Annotated in this window: 15 protein-coding genes and 1 riboswitch; of the genes, 7 read left to right on the top strand and 8 right to left on the bottom strand. The window is 73.8% G+C overall.

What is annotated here, in order from left to right; genetic code table 11:
* Positions 1 to 47: 47 nt before the first annotated feature.
* The gene (locus tag ACGFIR_RS13525; RefSeq protein WP_393007697.1) at positions 48 to 827 is read right to left on the bottom strand and encodes an endonuclease/exonuclease/phosphatase family protein; all 780 of its coding nucleotides are present in this window, start codon (positions 825 to 827) and stop codon (positions 48 to 50) included.
* 98 nt (positions 828 to 925) lie between these two features.
* Here ACGFIR_RS13525 and ACGFIR_RS13520 point away from each other — a divergent pair, with 98 nt between their 5' ends.
* Positions 926 to 1,606 (top strand): hypothetical protein, encoded by a 681-nt coding sequence (locus ACGFIR_RS13520; protein ID WP_393145056.1) that lies wholly within the window; start codon positions 926 to 928, stop codon positions 1,604 to 1,606.
* 266 nt (positions 1,607 to 1,872) lie between these two features.
* Complete coding sequence (locus ACGFIR_RS13515; protein WP_393007966.1) at positions 1,873 to 2,646, top strand: sulfite exporter TauE/SafE family protein; 774 nt, start codon at positions 1,873 to 1,875, stop codon at positions 2,644 to 2,646.
* Between the two features lie 34 nt (positions 2,647 to 2,680).
* Here ACGFIR_RS13515 and ACGFIR_RS13510 read toward each other — a convergent pair whose 3' ends face one another.
* On the bottom strand, positions 2,681 to 3,292 hold the full coding sequence (locus tag ACGFIR_RS13510; RefSeq protein WP_393007693.1) for a malonic semialdehyde reductase: 612 nt from the start codon (positions 3,290 to 3,292) through the stop codon (positions 2,681 to 2,683).
* A gap of 102 nt (positions 3,293 to 3,394) precedes the next feature.
* Here ACGFIR_RS13510 and ACGFIR_RS13505 point away from each other — a divergent pair, with 102 nt between their 5' ends.
* Entirely contained in the window at positions 3,395 to 3,760 is a 366-nt protein-coding gene (locus tag ACGFIR_RS13505) for a winged helix-turn-helix transcriptional regulator (protein WP_393007691.1), read from the top strand.
* Between the two features lie 33 nt (positions 3,761 to 3,793).
* Positions 3,794 to 4,573, top strand: coding sequence for a GNAT family N-acetyltransferase (locus tag ACGFIR_RS13500; protein ID WP_393007689.1), 780 nt, complete (start codon positions 3,794 to 3,796; stop codon positions 4,571 to 4,573).
* 59 nt (positions 4,574 to 4,632) lie between these two features.
* Here the strand turns inward: ACGFIR_RS13500 and def are convergent, their stop codons facing one another.
* The 3 genes from def to ACGFIR_RS13485 all read right to left on the bottom strand — a co-directional run bounded on the left by def (position 4,633) and on the right by ACGFIR_RS13485 (position 6,516).
* Complete coding sequence (gene def / locus ACGFIR_RS13495; RefSeq protein WP_393145054.1) at positions 4,633 to 5,142, bottom strand: peptide deformylase; 510 nt, start codon at positions 5,140 to 5,142, stop codon at positions 4,633 to 4,635.
* Between the two features lie 10 nt (positions 5,143 to 5,152).
* Complete coding sequence (locus ACGFIR_RS13490) at positions 5,153 to 5,941, bottom strand: TetR/AcrR family transcriptional regulator (RefSeq protein ID WP_393145052.1); 789 nt, start codon at positions 5,939 to 5,941, stop codon at positions 5,153 to 5,155.
* Positions 5,942 to 6,033: 92 nt separating this feature from the next.
* Complete coding sequence (locus ACGFIR_RS13485) at positions 6,034 to 6,516, bottom strand: MarR family winged helix-turn-helix transcriptional regulator (protein WP_393007683.1); 483 nt, start codon at positions 6,514 to 6,516, stop codon at positions 6,034 to 6,036.
* Between the two features lie 50 nt (positions 6,517 to 6,566).
* Here ACGFIR_RS13485 and pip point away from each other — a divergent pair, with 50 nt between their 5' ends.
* On the top strand, positions 6,567 to 7,526 hold the full coding sequence (gene pip, locus ACGFIR_RS13480; protein WP_393007681.1) for a prolyl aminopeptidase: 960 nt from the start codon (positions 6,567 to 6,569) through the stop codon (positions 7,524 to 7,526).
* A 29-nt stretch (positions 7,527 to 7,555) separates the two neighbouring features.
* On the opposite strand, the gene ACGFIR_RS13475 is transcribed toward pip, so the two are convergent.
* Positions 7,556 to 8,785 carry a chorismate-binding protein gene (locus tag ACGFIR_RS13475; RefSeq protein WP_393145050.1) on the bottom strand — a complete coding sequence of 410 codons (1,230 nt, stop codon included), beginning with the start codon at positions 8,783 to 8,785 and terminating at the stop codon, positions 7,556 to 7,558.
* A gap of 90 nt (positions 8,786 to 8,875) precedes the next feature.
* Here ACGFIR_RS13475 and ACGFIR_RS13470 point away from each other — a divergent pair, with 90 nt between their 5' ends.
* Positions 8,876 to 9,076 (top strand): DUF5999 family protein, encoded by a 201-nt coding sequence (locus tag ACGFIR_RS13470; RefSeq protein ID WP_151456036.1) that lies wholly within the window; start codon positions 8,876 to 8,878, stop codon positions 9,074 to 9,076.
* Positions 9,077 to 9,201: 125 nt separating this feature from the next.
* On the opposite strand, the gene gcvP is transcribed toward ACGFIR_RS13470, so the two are convergent.
* Both gcvP and ACGFIR_RS13460 read right to left on the bottom strand, forming a co-directional pair.
* On the bottom strand, positions 9,202 to 12,048 hold the full coding sequence (gene gcvP, locus ACGFIR_RS13465) for an aminomethyl-transferring glycine dehydrogenase (protein WP_393145048.1): 2,847 nt from the start codon (positions 12,046 to 12,048) through the stop codon (positions 9,202 to 9,204).
* Positions 12,049 to 12,122: 74 nt separating this feature from the next.
* Positions 12,123 to 12,221, bottom strand: a riboswitch (glycine riboswitch).
* 69 nt (positions 12,222 to 12,290) lie between these two features.
* Entirely contained in the window at positions 12,291 to 13,136 is an 846-nt protein-coding gene (locus ACGFIR_RS13460; protein WP_393007675.1) for an NAD-dependent protein deacetylase, read from the bottom strand.
* A gap of 152 nt (positions 13,137 to 13,288) precedes the next feature.
* Between ACGFIR_RS13460 and ACGFIR_RS13455 the strand changes: the two genes are divergently transcribed.
* Positions 13,289 to 13,948, top strand: a complete 660-nt coding sequence (locus tag ACGFIR_RS13455; RefSeq protein ID WP_393007673.1) for an NAD(P)H-binding protein — start codon at positions 13,289 to 13,291, stop codon at positions 13,946 to 13,948.
* Positions 13,949 to 13,970 lie beyond the last annotated feature (22 nt).

Genomic DNA, 13,970 nt, shown 5'->3' with positions numbered 1-13,970 from the left:
ACGCGACGGCTGGTGAGGGGTGTCCTGTCCCCTGCCGGTGGGGTGGGTCAGCCGAGGTCGACCAGGAGGGGGCGGTGGTCGGAGATGGTGGACAGGGGGGTGTGCACGGCGGTGACGGGTGGCAGCTGGTCGATGCCGTGGCGGTCGGCGAGGATGTGGTCGAGTTGGACGCGGGGTTGTCCTGCGGGGTAGGTGGGGCGGCGGCCGAGGGGGCGCCAGCCGGTGAGGAGTCGGGCGGGGCCGGCGGGCAGGTTGAGGTCGCCGAGGAGGATGCGTGGGGCGGGTAGGGTGCGGAGGGCGCGGACGGTCTGGCGGAGTTGGTGGGCGTTCCAGCCGGGGACGAAGGACAGGTGGGTGGCGGCGACGGTGAGTCGGCCGTGTGGGGTGTCGAGGACGGCGGCGAGGACGACGCGGGGTTCGTCGTGCAGGAGGATGAGGCCGCCGCGGGGGCCGGGGACGTAGACGGGTGAGCGTACGGGGGCGGGGCGCAGTCGGGTGACCTGCCAGGTGTGGACGCGGTGGCGGGTGACGAGGCCGACGCCGTAGCAGGGTTCGCCGTGTCCGTCGTCGTCGTGGGTCAGGGGGCGGAACTGTTCGCCGGGGGTGCCGACGACGGCGGCGGCGAAGCGGTGCTCGGCGGCGCCGAGGGCCTGGGCGGCGATGGCGGTGAGGTCGAGGTTGCCGCTGCGGCTCTGGTCGCGGTCGACTTCCTGGAGGGCGAGGATGTCGGCGTCGAGGGCGGTGACGGCGGCGGTGAGCCGGGCGGGGTCGACGAGCCCGTCGGTGAGGGATCGACCGTGCAGCAGGTTGAAGGTGGCCAGGCGCACGTTTGCACCCTACGTGCCGGTGGGTGGGTTGCCGGGTGTTGTGCTGCTGTGCCGGGGCGGAGCGTCGGATTCCGCGCGCCGTGCCTACACTCGCCGGCATGGATGCATCCGGACAGCCCGCGCCGGCCGGTTCGCCGGTGGTTCGCCCGCTCTGGTCGTTTGTCGGCCCTGCGTTCGGCGCGATGGTCGCTGCCGGGATGCTCGCCGCGCCGATCGGGCCGTTGGGTGCCGCGATCAGGAATGACCTTGGACTGTCCACCGCGGCGATGACGGTGACCGTGGTGGTGCCGTACGTGGTGGTGGCGGTTCTGCTCGTGCCCGGGTACCTGCTCGGTCGGCGGTGGCCCACGGCGACCGGGGTGCCGGCGCTGGTGTTCCTGCTGCTGGGGAGCGTGGTGTGCGCGTTCGCGCCGGGGGCGGTGCTGATGGGGGCCGGGCTGGTGGTCGTGGGACTGGGTGCCGGAACCGCGATCGGGGTCGCCGTCGCCCTGTCCGGTCAGCTGGGCCGCCGGCGGTCCGGGGCGCGGCTGGTGCTCGGCCTCGCGCTCGGCGCCGCTCTGCTGCTCGCACCGGTCGTGATCGGTGTGCTGGCGCAGAGGTTGGGTTGGCGGCCGGCGTTCCTGTTCGGTGTGCCGGTGGTCGTGCTTGCGGTGGTCGGCACCGGTGCGACTGGCATCGCGATGGGGGTGGCGCGGGGGTCCCGGTCGGGTCGGCCGGCCGTCTCCGCCCCGGCGACGCCGCTCGCCGAGGGGGCCCGGCCGGGTGGCCCGGCGCGCTGACGCGCGGCAGACCGGCAGGACCTCCGGCTGACACCGGCGGGCCGGCCGCGCATTTCGCTGTGGGCGCGAGGCCGGCTGCGGCCGTGTCGGCACGTCGTTCGGCGCGGGCCACACCGTCTGCGGTCGTGCCGGCGGCGCGCGCCGTGGTGACACTGCTCGACCACGACACCGGCATCACCAGGGACGTGCGGGGTCGGTGCTGGTGAGGCTGGCCACAGGGGGCGTCGTCGGGCGGGTGCGGGTGGGAAGAATGGCGGCCCGTGGATGTGGATCCCCTGTCTCTGAGCACTCTGCTCGCCGCGGCCGCGATCGCCGGTTGGATCGACGCGGTGGTGGGTGGTGGTGGGTTGCTGTTGTTGCCGGCGTTGTTGGTGGCGGCGCCGGGGATGCCGGTGGCGTCGGCGTTGGGCACGAACAAGTTGACGGCGATCGCGGGTACGGCGACGGCGGCGGTGACGTACGCGCGGCGTACGAAGATCGATTGGGCGGTGGCGGGGCCGGCGGCGGGGTTGGCGATGTGTTGTGCGGGGGTGGGCGCGGCGTTGGCGGGGGCGGTGCCGGCGTCGGCGTACCGGCCGGTGGTGTTGGTGGTGTTGCTGGCGGTGGCGGCGTTCGTGTTGTTGCGGCCGCGGTTGGGGGTGGTGGCGCAGCCGCACCGGCGTACGCGGGTGCGGGTGGGTGTGGCGGTGGTGGTGGCGGGGGTGGTTATCGCCCTGTATGACGGGTTGGTGGGGCCGGGTACGGGGACGTTTCTGGTGGTGGCGTTCACGGCGTTGGTGGGGGCGGATTTCGTGCACGGCTCGGCGATGGCGAAGGTCGTGAACGTGGGTACGAACCTGGGGGCGTTGGCGGTGTTCGCGGCGACGGGGCACGTGTGGTGGCTGTTGGGGGCGGCGATGGCGGTGTGCAACATCGCCGGGGCGGCGTTGGGGGCGCGGATGGCGTTGCGGCGTGGTTCGGGTTTCGTGCGGGTCGTGTTGTTGGTGGTGGTGGTCGCGTTGGTCGGCAAGTTGGGGTTCGACCAGTGGGTGGCGGCCTGACGGGGGCGCGCCACCCACTGGGTGTGCGGGTCGTTCAGGCGTGCCGGACGACGTCGGTGTAGTCGAGGCGGGGCAGGCGCGGGAACCAGGCGTTCTCGCCGGGGCGGCCGATGTTGACCACGAGCAGGGTCTTCCAGGTGCTGTCGGCGAAGAACTCGCGGTCGATGGCGGCGGCGTCGAAGCCGGCCATGGGGCCGGCGGCGAGGCCGGCGGCGCGTACGGCGAGCAGGTAGTAGCCGATCTGGAGGGTGGCGTTGAAGCGGGCCATGCGCTCGCGGGCGTCGGGGTTGGGGGCGAGGTCGTCGCGCATCTGGGGCCGGACGGGGAACACGTGCGGGATGTGTTCGTGGAAGTCGGTGTCGGCGGCGAGGACGGCGACCATGGGTGCGGTGGCGGTCTTGGCGCGGTTGCCTTCGTTCATGTGGGTGACGAGGCGGGTGCGTCCCTCGCCGGGGCGGACGTAGAGGATGCGCAGGGGTTGGGTGTTGGCGGCGGTGGGCGGGTACTTGGCGAGTTCGTAGATGGCGTGCAGGTGTTCGTCGGTGACGGGTTCGTCGGTGAAGGTGTTGGCGGTGCGGGCGTCGGTGAACAGCAGCGCCTGGGCGTGGGGGTCGAGGTTGATCAGGGGCGTGTGGGTGTCGGTCATCGGGTGTCTCCAGGGTGATCGGCTCACATGACTTCGATAACGGTAGCAGCTAGCTTTTTAGTAGCTCAAAGGTTTCGGCGATCTCCCCCGTATCCTGGGGTCATGACGGTCAGGCCGCAGGTGGGCGCCACGCCCCGCACGTGTGACGGGGGCGTCGCCCGGGCCTTCGCGTTGCTCGGCAAGCGGTGGAACGGCATGCTCCTGAGCACCCTCGCCGACGGGCCGGCCGGGTTCGCGGAGTTGACCCGCGCCCTGCCCGGGATCAGCGAGTCGGTGCTCTCCGACCGGCTGGGCGAGCTCGCCCGCCTCGGGCTGGTCAACCGGACGGTCCGGCAGGGGCCCCCGGTGGGGGTGAGCTACGAGCTCACCGAGCCGGGCGCGGCACTGCTGCCGGTGCTGCACGCGTTGGGCCGGTGGGCGCACGACAACCTCCCCGCCGAGGACGCGGCCCCCGCGTCGGGCTGCTGAGGAGCACGCAGACTGGTGTGTGATCATCGGCGGATGCCGGTGCGCGCCGAACACGACCGGGCCGTCCTCGCCGCTCTGCTCGGGCGGGACCCGGTGCTGCACGCGTACCAGTTGGGTGACCTGGACGACTTCTTCTGGCCGTACACCTGCTGGTTTCGTCAGGGCGAGGAGGTGGCGCTGCTCTACCACGGCGCCGAGACGCCCACGTTGCTGGCGTTCGCGGCCCCGTCCCGGGCCGACCGGCTGGCGGCGCTGCTGCGCCAGCTGGCGCCGGTGCTGCCGGCCCGCCTGTGGGCGCACCTCTCCCCCGGCGTGGAGTCGGCCCTGGCCCCGGCGTTCCGGATGGACGCCGCCGGCCCGCACCACCGGATGGCACTGACCGATCCGGCGCGGCTGGCGGCCGTGGACCCGGCCGGCACGGTCCTGGACGCCGGTGACCTGCCGACCCTGCGCCGGCTGTACGACGTGGCGTACCCGGGCAACTGGTTCGACCCGCGGATGCTCGACACCGGCCAGTACGTGGGTCTGCGCCTCGGCGGTGAGCTGGTGGCGGTCGCCGGGGTGCACGTGTTCTCCCCCGCGTACCGGGTGGCGGCGCTGGGCAACGTGACCACCCATCCCGGGTGGCGCGGGCGGGGCCTGGCCGCCGCGGTGGTGGCCACGCTGTGCCGGCGGCTGCGCGAGCACGTCACGCACGTGACGCTCAACGTGAAGGCGGACAACGCGGCGGCGGTGCGGCTCTACGGACGGCTGGGCTTCACCCGGGTGGCCGACTACGGCGAGTACGCGCTGCGCGCCCACGCCGCCGGGTGAGCCGGGGCACGACCCCCGCCGCCGGGGTCGGTCGGCGCCGGGGGTCGTGTGCGGGCGGGTCAGGCGTGGCGGCGGGGCGAGTCGAAGCGGCCGGCGCGGATCTCCCGCAGCGCCTTGCGGCGGGTGTCGCCGCGCAGGGTGTCGACGTAGAGGCGCCCGGCGAGGTGGTCGGTCTCGTGTTGCAGGGCCCGGGCGAGGAAGCCGCTGCCCGAGATGCTCAGCGGCTCGCCGTGCTGGTCGAAGCCGTGGGCGGTGGCGTGCAGGGCGCGCGTGGTCGGGAAGTAGAGCCCGGGGATCGACAGGCAGCCCTCGTCGTCGTCCTGGAGTTCCTCCGACAGCTCCAGCGTCGGGTTGACCAGGTGCCCGCGGTGACCGTCGGCGTCGTAGACGAACACCTGCACGTTGACGCCGATCTGGGGGGCGGCGACGCCGGCGCGTCCGGGCGCGCCGAGCAGGGTGTCCATCAGGTCGGTGACCAGGGCGCGCAGTTCGGCGTCGAAGCTGGTGACCGGCTCGCTGGGGGTACGCAGCACGGGGTCACCGATGATCCTGATGGGGCGCATCGTCATGCCGGCAAGGTTATCGGTCGCCCGTGGACCCGGCGGCGTGCGGGCGGGCGGCGACGAGCACCTCGATGCCGTCGAGGATGCGGGCCAGGCCGAACTCGAACGCCCCGTGGGGGTCGGCGGCGGCCTGGTGTTCCTGGCCGGCGGCGGTGCCGACGCGCGCGGCGAGGGGGTAGCGGCGCGGGTCGAGGGCCTTCTCCAGGTAGGGGGCGTGGGCGTGCCACCACTGCTGCTCGGTCATGCCGGTGCGCGCGGCGGCCTGGGCGGTCTCCACGGCGCTGCGTACGGCACCGTGGACGTAGCCGGAGACGAGGGTGACGACGGCGTCCATCTCGAGGTCGGTCAGGCCGATGCCGTCGACGGCGCGCAGTTCGTACTCGTAGCGGGCGATGACGTTGGGGCCCAGCGGGGGGCGGGTGGTGGCGACCTGGAGCAGCCAGGGGTGGCGCAGGTAGAGCGCCCAGGTGTCGCCGGCGATGTGGGTGAGCCGGCCGCGCCAGCCGCCGGGCACGTCGTCGGGGCGGGTGGTCTCGCCGTAGACGGTGTCGAGCATGACGTCGAGCAGTTCGCCCTTGCCGGGCACGTGGGTGTAGAGGGACATGGTGCCCACGCCGAGGCGTTCGGCGACGCGGCGCATGGACAGGGCGGCGAGGCCCTCGGTGTCGGCCACCTCGACGGCGGCGCGCACGATCCGGTCCACGGACAGGTCGGGTCGGCCCTTGCGGCTGGTGCGTTCGCGGGTGCGCCAGAGCAGGGCGAGGCTGCGCGCGGGGTCGCCGGTGCCGCTGTACTCGGTCGTCATGCCGGCACTGTAGCGTGCGCCGTACCGTATGCCGTACGGTCCGCGCGGACCGGGGGCCGGTCGGTGGGTGCGGCGGCTGCGGGGTGTGGCGGTCAGGTCGGCGGTGGCAGGCCCGCGTCGGCGATGCGTTGCCGCAGTGGCCGTCGGCGCACCGCGGCGAGGACCTCCTGGAGCAGGTCGGCCAGTGGGACCGACAGTTCCGCGTCGAGGTCACGAATCGCGGCGGTCGTCGCCGCCCACTCCGCCTCGATCAGCGGCAGCAGCTCGTGGGCCCGCTCGGCCAGGTGCACGATGCGTTGCCGGGCGTCCGCCCCCGCGGTCAGCTCGACCAGGCCGGCGCGGGCCATCTGCGCGACGGTCTGGCTGGCCGCCGAGTGGGTGACCCCGACCCGGCGGGCCAGGTCGCGGATGGGCAGTGGCCCGTCGGCGCGCAGCACCCGCAGCGGCACCGAGAACCGGGGCCGGTAGTCGGCCAGGCCCCGTTCGGCGTAGACGGTGGCCACGTCGCCGTCGAGCACCTCGAGTACGTGCCGCAGCAGGGTGCCCAGGGCCTCACGTTCCGGTACGTCCACCACACCCGCTAATGTAACAGCGCTGTTGTATCGGGGATGAGGAGGACACGACGATGGCGCAGCGCTACCAGGCGGTCGAGCCGTACGCGCAGGGAATGCTCGACGTCGGCGACGGGCAGCGCGTCTACTGGGAGACCTGCGGCAATCCCGACGGCAAGCCGGCCGTGGTGCTGCACGGCGGGCCCGGCTCCGGCTGCACGCCCGGCTGGCGGACCTTCTTCGACCCGGCCCGCTACCGGGTGACCCTGTTCGACCAGCGCGGCTGCGGCCGCAGCACCCCGCACGCCGCCGACCCGGCCGTGGACCTGTCCACCAACACCACCGACCATTTGATCGCCGACATCGAGCTGCTGCGCGAGCACCTCGGCGTGCGGCGGTGGCTGGTACTCGGCGCGTCGTGGGGCGCCTCCCTCGCCCTGGCGTACGCGCAGCGGCACCCGCGGCGGGTCAGCGAGATGGTGCTGTTCAGCGTCACCGCCGGCACCCGCCGGGAGATCGGGTGGCTCACCCGGGAGATGGGGCGGATCTTCCCCGCCGAGTGGGCGCGCTTCCGTGACGGTGTGCCGCCGGCCGACCGCGACGGCGACCTGGCCGACGCGTACGCCCGGCTGCTGGCCGACCCGGACCCGGCGGTACGCGAGCGGGCCGCGCGGCAGTGGTGCGACTGGGAGGACACCCACGTCGCCACCGCCCCCGGGCACCGGCCCGACCCCCGCTACGACGACCCGGTGTTCCGGATGTTGCAGGCGCGGCTGGTCACCCACTACTGGCGCAACGGGTGTTTCCTGCCGGAGGGGCAACTGCTGCGCGAGGCGGGGCGGCTGGCCGGCATCCCCGGCGTGCTCCTGCACGGCAGGCTCGACATCAGCAGCCCGCCGGAGGTGGCCTGGCAGCTGGCGCAGGCCTGGCCCGACGCCCGGCTGGAGCTGCTGGAGGCCGCCGGACACGGCTCCGCCAACGGCATGGCGGAGCGGGTCGTGGCGGCGCTGGACGACTTCGCCGACCGCCGCTGACAGGCTCGCGCGAGCGTTGGCGGTACCGTTCAGCGGCCGCCGAGCGCCGCGCGCACCGGGGCGGCCTTCGCGGCGGCCTCGGCGACCTCGGCGTCGGGGTCGCTGCCCCACGTGATGCCCCCGCCCGCCCAGACGTGCACCCGCTCGGCGTCCATGGCGGCGGTGCGGATGGTCAGGCCCAGGTCGAGGCGTCCCGGGGCGACCCAGCCGAGGGCGCCCATGCTGGCGCCGCGACCGACCGGCTCCAGCGCGGCGACGTGCTCCAGGGCGGCGAGCTTCGGGGCGCCGGTGACCGAGCCGCCGGGGCAGACCGCGCGTAGCAGGTCCGCCAGGCCGAGCCCGTCGGCGACCGCCGCCGACACCGTCGACTCCGCCTGCCACAGGTCGCACCAGCGGCGTACGGCGAACAGTTCGTCGACGCGCACGCTGCCGGTGCGCGCCACGCGGGCCAGGTCGTTGCGTTCCAGGTCGACGATCATCACGTGCTCGGCGCGTTCCTTGGCCGAGGCGAGCAGTTCGGCGCGTCCGGCGGTGGTGGCGGGCCGGGTGCCCTTGATGGGCCTGGTGATCAGCCGGCCGTCGGTCAGCTCCACGAGGGTCTCGGGGCTGGCACAGCCGATCGCCCAGCCCGCCCCGGTGAGGGTGCCGCCGTAGCGGGCGCCGGGCAGCGCGGCCAGCCGGCTCAGGGCCGGCAGGGGGTCGCCGGTGTAGCGGGCGGCGGCGTGCCCGACGAGGTTGACCTGGTAGACGTCGCCGCGGCCGATGGCCGCGCGCACGGCGCGCACGGCCTCGGCGTGCTGGCGTGGCGACCAGCTCTCCACGAAGGTGCCGCGCCACCACCGCGCCGCGGGTGGCGTGGCAGGGGGCGGCGCGGCCGGGGCGTGGCCGTAGACGACCACGGCGAGCTCCGGCAGCGTGGCCACGGGGTTGGGCGCGCCGCTCGGCCCGCCGGTCAGGGCGGCGCCGGCGGCGGCGGAGACGTAGAGGGCGGCCCCGCACACTCCGGCCGGGTCGTGGCGGGGGGCGGGGCGGGCCAGGTCGTGCAGCGGCAGGCCGTGCGCGGCGAGGAACTGCTCGGCCTGCGCCGCCGGGTCCCCGCCGTCGGCGGGCCGCCACTGCCAGCGGGCCCGCTCGACGAGCGTACGGCGGCAGGCGGCCGGCGCGCCCGGCACGTCGACCCCTACCCGTGGGAGCGTTTCCACGCCGTCCGGCCCATGAGCCCTCATCCGTTCAGTGGATTTCGGTGAAACGACGCGCATACCTGCTCGATGCGGGCCGCTTTCGCTTGGTACTGTGCGTCACTGGTCATGTGAACCATGACACAGTGCCCCCACAGTCCGGAGATCCCGATGTGCCAGCACCAACCCACCTGCCCCTCCGCCGAAGCGACCGACCGGGATGCCGCCCGGGTCCTCGCCTGCTTCCCTGAGCAGGGCTGGAGCCTGCTCTGCAACGGTGTCATCGTCTTCGAGGACACCGGCGAACTCCTCCCCGACGGCAGCAGCATCGCCCCCCACCGCGGCCCGGCCCGACACGCCCTCGTCGCCTGACTCCGTCACCCTGCGTCACGCATCTCAGACGCGCCGATCCAGGCTAGTCCCCCGGTCGGGACACCCCCGCCCAGGTCGGCGCACCCGCCGGGGCGGCACCACGCCCGCCCCGGCGTCACGCGACGTCAGCTCTCGAACGCCTCCGGCGCCGGGCAGGAACACACCAGGTTCCGGTCGCCGTACGCGCCGTCGATGCGCCGCACCGGCGGCCAGTACTTCCCGGCCCGCTGCACCCCGCCCGGGTACGCGCCCACCGACCGCGGGTACGGATGCGGCCACTCGTCCCCGGACACCATCGCCGCGGTGTGCGGCGCGTTCGCAAGAGGGTTGCCGCCGGCCGGCCACTCCCCCGCACCCACCCTGTCGATCTCCCCACGGATGGCGATCATCGCGTCGCAGAACCGGTCCAGCTCCGCCAGGTCCTCACTCTCGGTGGGCTCCACCATCAGCGTCCCCGCCACCGGGAACGACATCGTCGGCGCGTGGAACCCGTAGTCGATCAGCCGCTTCGCCACGTCGTCCACGCTCACGCCCGTCGCCTTCGTCAGCGGCCGCAGGTCCAGGATGCACTCGTGCGCCACCAGGCCCTTGTTGCCCGCGTACAGCACCGGGAAGTGCCCGCGCAGCCGCGCCGCCACGTAGTTCGCCGCCAGCACCGCCACCCCGGTGGCCCGCACCAGCCCCGCCGCGCCCATCATCCGCAGGTACGCCCACGGGATCGGCAGGATCCCCGCCGACCCGTGCCGGGCCGCCGAGATCGCCGGCCGGCCGTCGACGCGCACACCCAGCGGATCACCCGGCAGGAACGGCGCCAGGTGCGCCCGCACCCCCACCGGACCCACCCCCGGCCCACCACCGCCGTGCGGAATGCAGAACGTCTTGTGCAGGTTCAGGTGCGACACGTCCGCCCCGAACCTGCCGGGCCGGGCGAACCCGACCAGCGCGTTGAGGTTCGCCCCGTCGACGTACACCTGCCCGCCGGCGTCGTGGACCTTCGCGCACAGCGACGCGATGCCCGTCTCGTACACCCCGTGCGTCGACGGGTACGTCACCATGATCGCCGCGAGGGCGTCCCGATGCTTGTCGATCTTCGCGTCGAGGTCCACCAGGTCGATGTTGCCCCCGTCGTCGCAGCCCACCACCACGACCCGCATGCCGGCCATCACCGCGCTCGCCGCGTTGGTGCCGTGCGCCGACGACGGGATCAGACACACGTCCCGGTGCCCCTCACCCCGGTCCCGGTGGTAGGCGCGGATCGCCAGTAGACCCGCCAACTCACCCTGCGACCCGGCGTTGGGCTGCACGCTCACCGCGTCGTAGCCCGTCACCTCCGCCAGCCACCCCTCCAACTGGGAGATCATCTCCCGGTAGCCGGACGTCTGCGCGTCCGGCGCCAACGGGTGGATGTGGGCGAACTCCGGCCAACTCACCGGCTCCATCTCGGTGGTGGCGTTGAGCTTCATCGTGCACGACCCGAGCGGGATCATCCCCCGGTCCAGGGCGTAGTCGAAGTCCGACAACCGCCGCAGGTAACGCAGCATCGCCGTCTCGGAATGGTGGCTGCGGAACACCGTGTGGGTGAGGAAGTCCGACGTACGGGCCAACGCCGCCGGCAACGCCTGCCCGACCGGCCCGTCCACCACCGGCACCGCCCGACCGCCCCGCGTCGCCCCGAACGCCGCACACACCGTACGCAGGTGCGCCAGCGTGGTCGTCTCGTCGCACGACACCCCCACGTGGTCGGCGTCGACCAGCCGCACGTTCACACCCCGGGCCGCGGCGTCGGCGACGACCGCCTCCGCATTGCCGGGCACCCGCACCAGCACCGTGTCGAAGAACGCCTCGTGCACCACCTCGACGCCGTCGAGGCCCCGCAGCGTCGCCGCCAACCGCACCGCCATGTCATGCGTACGCCGGGCGATCCCCCGCAGCCCGTCCGGACCGTGGTAGACGGCGTACATGCCGGCCATCACCGCCAGCAGCACCTGCGCCGTGCAGATGTTGCTCGTCGCCTTCTCCCGCCGGATGTGCTGCTCCCGGGTCTGCAACGCCAGCCGGTACGCCGGATTGCCGTCCGCGTCACGCGACACCCCCACCAGCCGGCCCGGCAGCATCCGCTCCAACCCCGCCCGCACCGCCAGATAGCCGGCGTGCGGCCCACCGAAACCCATCGGCACCCCGAACCGCTGCGTGGTGCCGGCGACGATGTCGGCGCCGATCTCCCCCGGCGCGCGCAGCAGCGTCAGCGCCAGCAGGTCCGCCGCCACGGTCACCAACGCCCCGACCTCGTGGGCGGCCCCGACGAGCCGGGCGTCATCGCGCACCGCCCCCGACGCCCCCGGGTACTGCAGGTGCAGGCCGAAGAACTCCGCCGGCAACTCGTCGCGCCCCGTGTCGACGACCCGCACGTCGATGCCGAGCGGCTCGGCCCGACTGGTGATCACCGCGATGGTCTGCGGCAGCGTGTCGGCGTCGACCACGTACACCGCGCTCCTGCTCTTCGACGCCCGCCGCGCCAGCGTCATCGCCTCGGCCGCGGCCGTGGCCTCGTCGAGCATCGACGCGTTCGCCGTCGCCAACCCGGTCAGATCGCAGACCATGGTCTGGAAGTTCAGCAACGCCTCCAGCCGCCCCTGACTGATCTCCGGCTGATACGGCGTGTACGCCGTGTACCAGGCCGGGGACTCCAGCACGTTACGGCGGATCACCGCCGGGGTGTGCGTGCCGTGGTACCCCAACCCGATCATCGACACCGCCACCGTGTTGCGGGCCGCCAACGCCCGCAGCTCGGCCAGCGCGTCGTGCTCGCTGGCCGGCTCCGGCAGATCCAGCGTCCCGTGCCAACGGATCACCTCGGGAATCGCCGCGTCCATCAGCTCCTCGACCGAGCCGTAGCCGACGGCCTCCAACATCCGGCGCTCGTCGTCCGGGTCCGGGCCGATGTGGCGGTCGGCGAACTGCTCTACGGTCATGGGCGGCGCTCCCGGGGGGCGAGGTCGACAGGTCGGCCTCCCCCTCTGTCGCGCCCGCGAGGCGCTCCACAGTGCCTGCCCACGAGGTCCTTTTGCCTGAGAGGTTCCGGGGAGGATTTGCCCCTTCGGCGCCGCCCGCAATGCCGTCGGGCGGTCTCTCCCACGTGGGTGCTACCGGCATGGTCAACGCTACCAGCGCCCCCCGACCCACACCCCGACAGGCCGCCACCGACCCACGCCCGTCAACCCACCGGCAACACCCCGCCGGCCACCCGCTGCGCCACCGCCGGCAACAGCCGACCCAACGGCGCGTCGACGGTCAACGCCGCGTACCCGTCACCCCGCGTCGGCCCCTGGTTGACGATCACCACCGGAACACCCAGCTTCGCCGCCCGCACCACGAACCGGCGACCCGACATCACCGTCAACGACGACCCCAGCACCAACAACAACCGCGCCCGCGCCACCAGGTCGAAACAGCGGGCCACCCGCGCCGCCGGCACCGTCTCACCGAAGAACACCACATCCGGCTTCAACACACCGACCCGACAGAACGCGCAGTCGACCGTACGGAACGCGGCCACCTCGTCGTCGGCGAGATCCACGTCACCGTCCGGATTCACCGCCGCGACCCGCGCCCCGAAACCCGGATTCGCCTCCCGCAGCCGCCGGTCCAACTCCTCCCGCGACGTCCGGTTGCCGCAGCCCAGACACACCACCTCGTCGAGGCGGCCGTGCAACTCCACCACCCCCGAACTACCCGCGGCGGTGTGCAATCCGTCCACGTTCTGCGTGATGATCCCCTCGACCAACCCGGCACGTTCCAGACGCGCCACCGCCCGATGCCCCTCGTTCGGGGCCGCCCGCGCGATCACCCGCCACCCCAGATGACTACGCGCCCAGTAGCGCCGCCGCGCCGCGACGTCACCCGTGAACACCTGATACGTCATCGGGGTGTGCCGCCGCGCCGTACCGCTGGGCCCCCGGTAGTCCGGGATGCCCGACTCGGTGGACAGGCCCGCCCCACTCAACACCACGACACCACCACCGGCCACCAGGGCCGCCAGCGCGTCGACCGTCTCCGTCACCCGTCCATGCTGCCTCAGACTCCGGCCACCGGCGAACGGCGTCCGCGGGTGCCGGGCGGGTGTGGCGGTGACTGGTGCGCCGGGACGGTGGCGGCCGGCGCGGCCCACGCCGTCCGCAGGCGCCGCAGCCGGACGGCGGCTAGGTTGACGGTATGCGCGTCGTCATCGCCGGAGGACACGGCAAGATCGCCCAACTGGCCCACCGCGAACTCGCCGGCCGCGGCGACACCGCCGTCGGCCTGATCCGCAACCCCGACCACGCCGCCGCACTCCGCGCCGCCGGCGCCCACCCCGTCGTCGCCGACCTCGAACACACCGGCGTCGACGAACTCGCCGAACACCTGCACGACGCCGACGCCGTCTGCTTCGCCGCCGGCGCCGGCCCCGGCAGCGGCGCCGCCCGCAAGGACACCGTCGACCGCGCCGGCGCTGTCCTGCTCGCCGACGCCGCGCAACGCGCCAACGTCCGCCGCTACCTGCTGCTGTCCGCCATGGGCGTCGAACACGAACCACCCGCCGGCACCGACGAGGTGTTCACCGCGTACCTACGGGCGAAGAAGGCCGCCGAGGACGACCTCACCGGCCGCGACCTCGACTGGACGATCCTGCGTCCCGGCCGCCTCACCGACGACCCACCCACCGGACGGATCACCCTCGCCCGGCACGTACCCGCAGGCGCCGTCACCCGCACCGACGTCGCCCGGCTGCTGGTCGCACTGCTCTACCACCCGCACAGCGCCGGCACGATCCTCGAAGTCGTCGGCGGCGACACCCCCATCGCCGACGCCGTCGCCGCCGTCGACCGGCACTGACCCCGCCGCCGACGGGACCGGA

The sequence above is a fragment of the Micromonospora sp. NPDC049051 genome (genome assembly GCF_043197575.1).
GTDB lineage: Bacteria > Actinomycetota > Actinomycetes > Mycobacteriales > Micromonosporaceae > Micromonospora.
The sequence above is the reverse complement of the archived record's forward strand: the minus strand, read 5'-3'. Positions and strand labels throughout refer to the sequence as shown.

Coding starts and splice junctions, on each gene's coding strand:
- ACGFIR_RS13490 (WP_393145052.1), bottom strand. CDS start 5,941: ATGACGACCGAGTACAGCGGCACCGGCGACCCCGCGCGCAGCCTCGCC.
- gcvP (WP_393145048.1), bottom strand. CDS start 12,048: ATGACCGTAGAGCAGTTCGCCGACCGCCACATCGGCCCGGACCCGGAC.
- ACGFIR_RS13475 (WP_393145050.1), bottom strand. CDS start 8,785: ATGCGCGTCGTTTCACCGAAATCCACTGAACGGATGAGGGCTCATGGG.
- ACGFIR_RS13520 (WP_393145056.1), top strand. CDS start 926: ATGGATGCATCCGGACAGCCCGCGCCGGCCGGTTCGCCGGTGGTTCGC.
- pip (WP_393007681.1), top strand. CDS start 6,567: ATGGCGCAGCGCTACCAGGCGGTCGAGCCGTACGCGCAGGGAATGCTC.
- def (WP_393145054.1), bottom strand. CDS start 5,142: ATGACGATGCGCCCCATCAGGATCATCGGTGACCCCGTGCTGCGTACC.
- ACGFIR_RS13510 (WP_393007693.1), bottom strand. CDS start 3,292: ATGACCGACACCCACACGCCCCTGATCAACCTCGACCCCCACGCCCAG.
- ACGFIR_RS13455 (WP_393007673.1), top strand. CDS start 13,289: ATGCGCGTCGTCATCGCCGGAGGACACGGCAAGATCGCCCAACTGGCC.
- ACGFIR_RS13505 (WP_393007691.1), top strand. CDS start 3,395: ATGACGGTCAGGCCGCAGGTGGGCGCCACGCCCCGCACGTGTGACGGG.
- ACGFIR_RS13470 (WP_151456036.1), top strand. CDS start 8,876: ATGTGCCAGCACCAACCCACCTGCCCCTCCGCCGAAGCGACCGACCGG.
- ACGFIR_RS13500 (WP_393007689.1), top strand. CDS start 3,794: ATGCCGGTGCGCGCCGAACACGACCGGGCCGTCCTCGCCGCTCTGCTC.